General features: G+C 70.6%; 7 protein-coding genes and 1 pseudogene. 4 read left to right on the forward strand and 4 right to left on the reverse strand.

Annotation, left to right across the window (positions count from 1 at the left end; genetic code table 11):
* Positions 1-309, forward strand: a pseudogene (locus tag IH13_RS0122235) (SpoIIE family protein phosphatase); the annotation flags it as partial.
* Positions 310-369: 60 nt separating this feature from the next.
* Here the strand turns inward: IH13_RS0122235 and IH13_RS0122240 are convergent.
* Positions 370-1,863, reverse strand: a complete 1,494-nt coding sequence (locus IH13_RS0122240) for a DNA-binding protein NsdB (RefSeq protein WP_031087116.1) — start codon at positions 1,861-1,863, stop codon at positions 370-372.
* A 231-nt stretch (positions 1,864-2,094) separates the two neighbouring features.
* On the opposite strand from IH13_RS0122240, the gene IH13_RS0122245 reads away from it, so the two are divergent.
* Entirely contained in the window at positions 2,095-3,222 is a 1,128-nt protein-coding gene (locus IH13_RS0122245) for an aminoglycoside phosphotransferase family protein (protein WP_031087117.1), read from the forward strand.
* A gap of 112 nt (positions 3,223-3,334) precedes the next feature.
* Here IH13_RS0122245 and IH13_RS0122250 read toward each other — a convergent pair whose 3' ends face one another.
* Positions 3,335-4,672, reverse strand: coding sequence for an N-acetylmuramoyl-L-alanine amidase (locus IH13_RS0122250; RefSeq protein WP_031087118.1), 1,338 nt, complete (start codon positions 4,670-4,672; stop codon positions 3,335-3,337).
* A gap of 236 nt (positions 4,673-4,908) precedes the next feature.
* Here IH13_RS0122250 and IH13_RS0122255 point away from each other — a divergent pair, with 236 nt between their 5' ends.
* Positions 4,909-7,146 (forward strand): family 2 encapsulin nanocompartment cargo protein terpene cyclase, encoded by a 2,238-nt coding sequence (locus tag IH13_RS0122255; protein ID WP_031087119.1) that lies wholly within the window; start codon positions 4,909-4,911, stop codon positions 7,144-7,146.
* On the opposite strand, the gene IH13_RS0122260 is transcribed toward IH13_RS0122255, so the two are convergent.
* The gene (locus tag IH13_RS0122260; RefSeq protein ID WP_031087120.1) at positions 7,109-7,609 is read right to left on the reverse strand and encodes a hypothetical protein; all 501 of its coding nucleotides are present in this window, start codon (positions 7,607-7,609) and stop codon (positions 7,109-7,111) included. The genes IH13_RS0122255 and IH13_RS0122260 overlap by 38 nt on opposite strands.
* A gap of 106 nt (positions 7,610-7,715) precedes the next feature.
* The gene (locus IH13_RS0122265) at positions 7,716-8,114 is read right to left on the reverse strand and encodes an ACT domain-containing protein (protein WP_031087121.1); all 399 of its coding nucleotides are present in this window, start codon (positions 8,112-8,114) and stop codon (positions 7,716-7,718) included.
* A 209-nt stretch (positions 8,115-8,323) separates the two neighbouring features.
* On the opposite strand from IH13_RS0122265, the gene IH13_RS0122270 reads away from it, so the two are divergent.
* On the forward strand, positions 8,324-9,403 hold the full coding sequence (locus tag IH13_RS0122270; RefSeq protein WP_031087122.1) for a right-handed parallel beta-helix repeat-containing protein: 1,080 nt from the start codon (positions 8,324-8,326) through the stop codon (positions 9,401-9,403).
* The last annotated feature ends 146 nt before the right edge of the window (positions 9,404-9,549 follow it).

Raw genomic sequence — 9,549 nt, forward strand, 5'->3', positions numbered from 1 at the left:
CAGAGATGTGTATAAGAGACGGGACACGCGCTCCCGGCCCCGGACGGAGTGCTGCTCGGCGCGGCGTCCGGAGTCGCCTACGAGCAGGACCAGGTGCCCCTGCTGCCCGGTGACGTGCTCGTGCTGCACACCGACGGGCTGACGCGCCGAAGCGACGGGGACAGTGCCCCGGAGGCACTGCTGGGCCTCGCCCCGCTGCTCGCACAGGGCGGCACGGCACAGGACTGTCTCCGCACGGTCGTCGAGGAGTTCGGTGCGAGCGAACGGCTGAACGACACATGCGTACTGGTGGCCCGCGTCGGAGCCTGAAGGCGTGCCGGACGGCGTGCGTCCGGAGGGCCGCTGCGCCGGCCGCGACGGTGCGGCCTCTCAGATCTGCGCACCTTTCGTCTTCTTGAACACGCTCCGCGGCAGAGCCCGTTCGATCTCCTCACGGAGGTCCTCGATCTTGGCGTACCCGGCGAACTGGCCCGTGAGGCGGTACATCTCACGGAGCCGGTCCCAGGTGCGGTGGGAGGAGGTCTCCCCCATCGACACCAGAGCGAGCCGCGCGTACCGGTCGGCCTGCTCGGGGTCGTCGGCGATGAAGCAGGCCGAGGCGAGCGAGATGTAGTCGAAGATCTTGGACCGCTGACGCCCGTTCCTTCGCAGATCGAGCGCCTGCCTGGCGTGTCGCTGAGCGGTGTTGGCGGCGGCCGGATCGTGCTCGGCCAGCGTACGGAAGGCGAGAGCCTGCATCCCGTGCATGTCCGCCTCGTCGAACATCTGCATCCAGCTCGGCGGCGGCACGTCCCCCTTGTCGGAGACGAAGAGCTCCTCGGCCTCGCCGAGGGTGCGGCGCATGGCCTGTCCTTGCCCCATCGACGCCTGGGCCCACGCCTCGATGGTGCGCAGCATGGCCTGGGTGCGCGGCAGGGTCTGGTCCCCGGAGCCCGACTTGGCCAGCTTCATGAGGTCCAGGGCGTCATCGGGCCGGCCCAGGTGGACCATCTGGCGCGCGGCGCGGGAGAGCGCCTCACCCGCGCGCGGCCGGTCGCCGCCCTCGCGCGCCGCGTGGGCGGCGATCACGAAGTACTTCTGGGCGGTCGGTTCGAGGCCGACGTCATGGGACATCCATCCCGCGAGGACGGCGAGGTTGGCGGCGACGCCCCACAGACGGCGCTGCAGGTGTTCGGGGTGGCGGTAGGCGAGCATGCCGCCCACCTCGTTGAGCTGGCCCACGACCGCCTTGCGCTGGAGGCCGCCGCCCCGGGAGGCGTCCCACGCGCGGAACACCTCGACGGAGCGTTCGAGCGCCTCGATCTCCTCGGACCCGACGGGCGCGGCCTCGTACCGGTCGAAACCGGCGCTCTCCACGTGCTGGGGTTCGTCGGGACGGGCGTTCGGGGCCGTCGGAGCGGGTTCGGAGTGGAGCCAGTCGTACATGGCACCGGTGATGGCTGAGCCGGCGGTGAGCGCGGCGCCCGCGCCCACCAAGCCGCGTCGGTTGAGCATGAGGTCCATTCCCGTGAATTCGGTGAGGACCGCTGCCGTCCGTTCGGGCGCCCACGGCATTCCGTCGGGATGTTTCTGCGTCCCGGCCTCTCGCCGCTTCCCCACACGCCCGCGCCGGCCGAACCCGAGGTCCTCGATGGTCACGACACGGCCGAGCCGCTCGGTGAACAGAGCTGCCAATACCTCGGGCACGGGATCGCGGGGTGACTCCCCCATGTCGATCCAGCGCCGGACCCGCGAGGTGTCGGTGGCCAGCTGCGGATGGCCCATGGCCGCCGCCTGCCGGTTCACCATTCTCGCGAGCTCCCCCTTGGACCAGCCGGCGAGGCCGAACAGGTCGGAGAGGCGGGTGTTGGGTTCTCCGGTCACTTCAAGCCCCCAGGTTCTCGGCTGACTTGACACTAACCCCCTGTCAGATGCTGAGGGACTATTCGCCAGGGTTCGCCAGGGTCCGCCAGATGGTCTGCCACCCGTACCCCGGTGTCAGGTAGGAAAGCGCCACCCCGCCCGGCAGCCCTCGGTACTCCCCAGGGTGCCGAACGGCCGCCGGCCGGGGCGGCGTACGCAACTTGTCGGCGCACGAAGGGATCTGTCTCGCCCATGTACACAGCATCGTCCTCCGTGTCCGCCCCGCCCCGGCCGCTTCGTCCCATGGGGGCGGGCGGCGGGCCGTATCTCGACCCCCGCGCCGCTTCACCGGCGTCCGGCACGGGTCGGACCCGGCGGGCGGCGGGGCCGGGCACCCAACCGCTCAGCGGACGGCTCGACCTGTCGGGCCCCCAGGGCGCGCAGTTGAGGATGGCGATCGCCTCGGTGCACCGCATCTGTCCCGAGTTCAACCCGGTCCAGGTGCTGCGGCGCAGCGGCCGTTCGGTGCTCGTCGTCGGCACGACGGGCCGCGCGACCGCCGTGGCCAAGTGCTTACTGGACCACTCCCCCGCGTGGACGGAGCGGTTCAGGCACGAGATAGCTGCATACCGCGCCTTCGTCAGGCATCGCCCGCCGGTACGGGTCCCGCGGCTCATCGCCGCCGACCCGGAGAACTGCACGCTGGTGATCGAGCGGATGCCCGGACGGGTCGCGGCTCTGACGAGGCATCCGGCGGAGGCACCGCCGCGCGCGGACATCCGGGCGGTCCTCGGAGCGATCAGCCGGATCAACGCCTGGCGACCGCCGGCCGGCCTCTTCGGTGCGCCCCTGGACTACGCCTCCCGAATCTCCCGCTACCACGAGCTGGGCCTCTTCACCGACCGGGACCTGGGTGACCTGCAGAAGCTCCTGCACGGCCTGGCCCACGCGGGCGGCCGACAGACGATGGGCCAGTTCTGCCACGGTGACGCGCTGCTCTCCAACATCCTGGTGCCGCCCACCGGCCCCGTGCTGGTGGACTGGGAGCACGCGGGCTGGTACCTGCCGGGCTACGACCTGGCGACGCTGTGGACGGTGCTCGGTGATGCGCCGGCGACACGGCGTCAGATCAGCCAGCTCGCCCAGTCGCAGGGGGCGGCGGCGCGGGACGCGTTCCTCGTCAACCTCATGCTCGTACTGACCCGGGAGATCCGTACGTACGAGACGGCGGTCCAGCGGGCCATGCGGGACGGGGCGGCGGCTCCGGTCCGTCCTGGTGCGCTCTCCTCGAGCGAGGAACAGCGGCTGCTGCTGCGCCGCCTGCACGACGACTGCGCGATGGCACGCCGGGCCGTGCGCGCCGCAGTGGGGACCCGCTGACCGACGGGGGACGCGTGCTGCGGGACCGGTGCCGACACACAGGTCCCGCAGCACGCAACACGCGGTGGCGGTGCAGTCGCCCGAGGTCGGCCTCACTCACGGCCGGCCGGGATCACGACCGGCCGGCCCGTACCACGTCCACGTCGGAAGCCTTCACGAACCCGATCCGGTGCCCGATCTGGACGGTCACATATCTCTCTGACCCCCGGAAGTAGGTGTGGTCGTACGGCTGGGAGGAATCGATCGTCGGCGCGTAGAAGTACCCCGTGGGGGCAGCGCCCCCGCCCGGGTAGGCCTGCCCCGCCTTGATGGTGTAGCCGAGTGGGGTGCCGACGGCCGGCTTCGCGAAGTCACCCGGGTACTCCGCCCTCTCCGGGTAGGCCACGCCGTACACCGGCACGTCGCCCTTGCCCGCCTTCGGCCGAACGACGTGTCCTGCCGTAGGTGTGGTGACACGGGCGCCCGCCGGGGTTCGGAACCACGCCTTCCGCCCGTACCACCAGATCGCCGTCCAGCCGGGCACACGGTCGGCCACGACGGCCTGCTGGGTGGTACTGATCTTGCTGCCCCAGTCGGCGGCGCAGTCGGTACCGGGGGCCCCGTCCGGATGCAGCCCCGGGTCGGAGAAGAGCGGGGCACCTTCGGACGGCGCGGTGTGCAGGGGCACCGCGCTGCTGCCTTGCACCGGCAGGTCGACGCCCCTCTCGCAGTCGCGGAAGGCCTGCTTGTTCTTGGCGAAGTCGGCGCTCACCGTCACGAGTTGACTGTTCGCGGGAGCGTTCGGCACGGTGGGCCTGCCGAGGAGTGCCATGAAGCGGTTCCAGTCCCAGTAAGGGCCCGGGTCCCAGTGCATGTTCTGCGTCCCGGCGGCGCTGGTCGGGGGCACGCCGTCGTGACCGAGGATGTGCTGCCGGTCGAGCGGGATGTCGTACGTCGCCGCGAGATGGCGTACGAGCCGGGCGGTCGACCGGTACATCTCGTCCGTGTACCACTTCGCTCCCTCGGCCGCGAAGCCCTCCTGCTCGATACCGATGGAGTGGGTGTTCATGTACCAGTTGCCGGCCTGCCAGGCGATGTCCTTGTTCTTCACCATCTGGGTGACATGGCCGTCGGCGGAACGCACGACGTAGTGGGCGGAGGTCTTGTTCGCCGGGTCCTGGAAGATCTTCAGTGTCGTGTCGTAGTCGACCTCGGTGTCGTGCAGCACGATGAACCGGACGGCGTTGCTGTGGGGCCGGTCCGCCGTGTCGTAGTTGCCGTACGTCTCCTTGTCGGCCGGGGCGCCGGTCTGCCGGTAGGCCGCCGGTACCCAGTCGCAGGTGAGTGTGCGGGGACATTCGGGCCGTGGGGTCTCGGCGCCGGCCTGCGCCGAGGGTGTGAGCAGGGCGACGCCCAGGGCTCCCGCGGTGATCAGCGCGAGCGCGGTCCTGGTTCTCTGATCGGGCTTCATGACAACCCTTCCCGGGCCGGAGGTACCGGCCCGCTCCTCGGGTGATCTCGTCGTTCCGTGGTCCGCTCACACTCTGTGACCGGAGGTGATCGCGCGTCAAGAACGTTGTCCACAGCCCCCTGAACTTGTGTGACTATTTCGCACGGTGCGTACCCCGAATGGCGGAGGGGTAGTGCTGGCGCCGACAGGACCGATTCGCGCGGACCGCGCGGAGTTCTCGGAAAGGCCGGACGTACATGGCACAGCCCTTCACCCTGCCGGACTTCTACGTGCCGTACCCGGCGCGCCTCAACCCTCATCTGGAGGCGGCCCGGACCCACACCCGCGCGTGGGCCCGGAAGATGGGGATGCTGGAGGGGTCCGGCATCTGGGAGGAGAAGGACCTCGAGTCCCATGACTACGCGCTGCTGTGCGCGTACACACATCCCGACTGCTCCGACGAGGCACTCGCCCTGGTCACCGACTGGTACGTGTGGGTCTTCTTCTTCGACGACCACTTCCTCGAACTGTTCAAACGCACCCCCGACCGGGAGGGGGGCAAGCGCTATCTGGACCGGCTTCCCGCGTTCATGCCGATGGAGCGGGGCGCTGTGACCCCTGAGCCCACCAACCCGGTCGAGGCGGGTCTGGCCGACCTCTGGGCGAGAACGGTCCCGGCGATGTCGGACGCCTGGCGGGCCCGCTTCGCCGAAGCGACGGAGAACCTGCTCAACGAGTCGCTGTGGGAGCTGGCGAACATCAACGAGGGGCGCATCGCCAACCCCGTCGAGTACATCGAGATGCGGCGCAAGGTGGGTGGCGCCCCGTGGTCGGCGGGTCTGGTGGAGTACGCGGCGAACGCGGAGGTGCCCGCGTCGCTGGCCGACGCGCGTCCGCTGCGGGTGCTGCGGGACGCCTTCTCGGACGGGGTGCACCTGCGCAACGACCTGTTCTCCTACCAGCGCGAGGTCGAGGACGAGGGCGAGAACAGCAACGGTGTGCTGGTGCTGGAAAGGTTCCTGGGCTGCTCCACCCAGGAGGCGGCCGAGGCGGTCAACGACCTGCTGACCTCACGTCTCCAGCAGTTCGAGAACACCGCCCTGACCGAGCTCCCGCCGCTCTGCGCCGAGAAGGGCCTCACCCCCGACCAGACGGCCGCCGTCATGGCGTACGTCAAGGGTCTGCAGGACTGGCAGTCCGGCGGGCATGAGTGGCACATGCGCTCCAGCCGGTACATGAACGACGGGGGCGCGGCCGAAGCGGTTCCCGGTTTCGCGATGGCGGCGGCGTCCATCCGTTTCACCCCCCGGTCGGAGTCGGCCCGGCTGCGCACTCACACCCACGTGCCGTACCAGCACGTGGGGCCGTCACTGCTGCCCGACTTCGAGATGCCGTTCTCCACGACGCTGAGCCCGTATCTGGACGGTGCGCGGCTGCGGATCGTGGACTGGTCGCGGCGGATGGGTCTGCTGGAGGCGCAGCCGGGCGTGCCGGGTTCGCACATCTGGGACGAGGAGCGGCTGATCGCGACCGATCTGCCGCTGTGTGCGGCCGGGCTGCACCCGGACGCGACGCCCGAGGAGCTGGACCTGTCCTCGGGCTGGCTGACGTGGGGGACGTACGGCGACGACTGGTTCCCGGTGGTGCACGGCCGGACCCGTGACCTGGCCGGGGCGCGGCTGGCCAACGAGCGGCTGTCGCTGTTCATGCCGCTGGACGGGACGTCGGTCCCGGAGCCGGTGAACGCACTGGAGCGCGGGCTGGCCGACCTGTGGCGGCGCACCGCCGGACCGATGGACGAGAGCGCCCGCCGCACGTTCCGCGAGGCGGTGGAGACGATGACGGCGAGCTGGCTGTGGGAGCTGGCGAACCAGGCGCAGAACCGGATTCCGGACCCGGTGGACTACGTCGAGATGCGCCGGGCGACCTTCGGTTCGGACCTGACGATGAGCCTGTGCCGGCTGGGGCACGGCAGGAAGGTGCCCGAGGCGGTCTACCGCAGCGGCCCGCTGCGCTCCCTGGAGAACGCGGCGGCGGACTACGCGTGCCTGCTCAACGACCTGTTCTCGTATCAGAAGGAGATCGAGTACGAGGGGGAGGTGCACAACGGCGTCCTCGTCGTGCAGAACTTCTTCGGCGTGGACTACCCGACGGGGGTCGCGATCGTCCACGACCTGATGAACGGACGGATGCGTCAGTTCCAGCATGTGGCCGAGCACGAGCTGCCGGTGCTGTACGACGACTTCGGCCTGGACGCGGAGGCGCGGGAGATTCTGGCGGGCTACGTGGTGGAGCTCCAGCACTGGTTGGCGGGCATCCTGATCTGGCACCGGGACTGCCGCCGCTACCGCGAGGAGGACCTGCGGCGAGGAACGGGAACCCCGTGGCACATCAGCGGCCCCACAGGGCTCGGCACGTCGGCGGCGCGGGTGACCCGCCTGCTGTCCCAGGGGCGTCTCAGCCCTGCTGGAACAGCTCGGCCGGCAGCGGTTTGAGCAGGGCGTACAGATCGTCGGTGATGGGCCGGTCCCAGCTCGCGATGGTGACCAGCACCCCGTCGTTCCGGTCGAACTGAACGCAGGAGATACGGCTCTCGGAGAGCTTGATGCGGCGGACGACCAGGAGGCTGTCGCCCTGCATCACGGGGACGTCCTCGGTGGCGGTCACCTCGACCGGCTCGTCGTTCTCGAGGGCGAGGAGGAGCTGGGCCACCTCGAAGGGAATCTGGCCCTCCTCGGTCTCGCGGGCCGGCGAGCCCTCCGGGAGGTTGCCGATGATCATCGCGGGGCCCCGGCCGCCGTACAGGTCGTAGCGGAGGAAGACGCCCTGGCAGCTGCCGTCGGGGGCGGGAAGCAGACCGGCGCCGAGGTTTCCGGGCCAGTCCCCGGGGTCCATGGCCAGGACATCGAAGTCCGGGCCCGCGGGTGTGGCGGCGCTGCGGCGGCGGAGGAAGGACATGGGTGCCATGGTACGTGGCCCGGCTCACGTTGCGGAGCCGGGCGGACCCGGCGCCTCGGGCCGCAGCCGCCCTGGGCCGACGAGCGCTGCGTGCCCGGGCGCGGGCTCAGGACTCCCGGGCGAGCGCCTCCAGCACGCCGACGGCCTCGTCCGCCCGCTCGTAGGGGACGAACAGGTGGTCGTGGTGGTGTCCCGCGACCACGTTGCAGCTCACCCCGGCGTCGGTGAGGGCGAGGGAGACCGCCGCGGTCAGTCCGACGGCGTCCAGAGAGGAGTGGACGCGGAGCGTGATCCACCCGGCCACGAAGTCGTACGCGAGCCGCGACTCGACCGCCTGTTCCTCGGGAAGGACCAGCGTCAGGCCTTCGCGCTCGGCGACGGTCACCACGGGCGTGACGCCGGGGGGTGACTCGCCGCCCGGCAGGGTGGTGAAGACGTAGCGGCCGGGGTTGAGCTCCGGCCGCATGCCGCGCAGCAGTGTTCGAAGATCGCGTTCGCCCGTCATGGCGGCCACGTTACGTCTCCCGGGGCGCTGCGCGGGGCCCCGCGCGTACGGCGGCGGTGCGCACCGTCCCGCACCGGCAGGCCACGCACCCGTTGACGGCCCCCTTCCACGCTCCGTCGTGCGCCGGCCCGTAAGCCATTCAGGCACGCCATGTGGTCTTGCGCTCACGTTGTGTGGCAGCACCCCGCCATCGCCCCTAGCTTCGGCTCATGAGGAAAAGAGACATCACCTGTTCGGCTGCGCTCGCCGTCGCCTCGGCGGCCCTGGGGCTCGTGGCGGCCCCCTCCTCCGCGTCCGTGCCGGGACACCACGTGGTACGCCCAGGCGGTTCGATCCAGCGCGCGGTGGACGCGGCGGCTCCTGGTGACACGGTCGTCGTCCTGCCCGGCACCTACCGGGAGAGCGTCCTGATCACCAAGCCGGGCCTGACCCTGCGTGGCACCGGCGGACGGACCGTGATCGCACCGCCGGCCACCGGGACGAAGGCCGCCGGCGCGTGCGCCGCGGGCGGTAACGGCGTCTGTGTGATCGGCGCCGAGGGACGGACGGTCGACGACGTCAGCATCTCCTCGCTGACGGTCTCCGGCTTCTCCGGCAACGGCGTCTGGGCGTCCTGGACGGACGGGCTCACCGTCAGCGAGGTGACGGCGAGCGGCAACGGCACGTGGGGCATCGCACAGGAGCGCTCGACCCGTGGCGACTTCAGGCGCAACACCGCCACCGGCAACGGTGACGCCGGCATCTTCGTCGCGAACTCGGTCGACGAGGAGGGCGGGGCCATCGACACCCGGGGCACCCGGGTCACCGACAACACCCTGAGCGACAACCGCATCGGGATCACCGCACGGCGGGTCAGGAACATGGTGATCGGCGGCAACCAGGTCACCGGCAACTGCAGCGGCCTGTTCGTCGTCGGTGACGAATCCAAGCCCGCGGCCGGGGCGATGACGGTCACCGGGAACGAGATCGTGGAGAACAACAAGTTCTGTGCGGCCACGGAACGGCTCACCGCCCTCCAGGGCTCCGGCATCGTGCTCACCGGAAGCGAGAAGACGCTCGTCCGGGACAACGTGGTGCGCGGCAACGCGGGCACCACCCCGCATTCCGGCGGAATCGTGCTGTTCAAGAGCTTCGTGGGCGCGCTCAACACGGGCAACACCATCAGCGGCAACCTCGTCCGGGACAACCTGCCGGCCGACCTGGCCGACCGGGACGCCTCCGGCACGGGCAACACCTTCGTCAGCAACGAGTGCGGGACGTCCGTGCCCGCCGGGATGTGCGCCGAGTAACGGCTCACCGCCGCACCAGGAGAATCGAGACGGTATGACCACCGTGAGTCCCACCCCCGACACCACCCCCCTCACCTCACCCGTCACCACCCACACGCCTCCTTCCTCCGCGGCGCAGGCCCCACCGCCGGCCATGCGGCTGAGGG

The sequence above is a fragment of the Streptomyces sp. NRRL WC-3549 genome, assembly GCF_000721935.1.
GTDB lineage: Bacteria > Actinomycetota > Actinomycetes > Streptomycetales > Streptomycetaceae > Streptomyces.

Bases quoted from the DNA above. Each gene is read 5' to 3' on its own strand.
- IH13_RS0122255 (WP_031087119.1), top strand. From the start codon at position 4,909: ATGGCACAGCCCTTCACCCTGCCGGACTTCTACGTGCCGTACCCGGCG.
- IH13_RS0122260 (WP_031087120.1), bottom strand. From the start codon at position 7,609: ATGTCCTTCCTCCGCCGCCGCAGCGCCGCCACACCCGCGGGCCCGGAC.
- IH13_RS0122270 (WP_031087122.1), top strand. From the start codon at position 8,324: ATGAGGAAAAGAGACATCACCTGTTCGGCTGCGCTCGCCGTCGCCTCG.
- IH13_RS0122265 (WP_031087121.1), bottom strand. From the start codon at position 8,114: ATGACGGGCGAACGCGATCTTCGAACACTGCTGCGCGGCATGCGGCCG.
- IH13_RS0122245 (WP_031087117.1), top strand. From the start codon at position 2,095: ATGTACACAGCATCGTCCTCCGTGTCCGCCCCGCCCCGGCCGCTTCGT.
- IH13_RS0122250 (WP_031087118.1), bottom strand. From the start codon at position 4,672: ATGAAGCCCGATCAGAGAACCAGGACCGCGCTCGCGCTGATCACCGCG.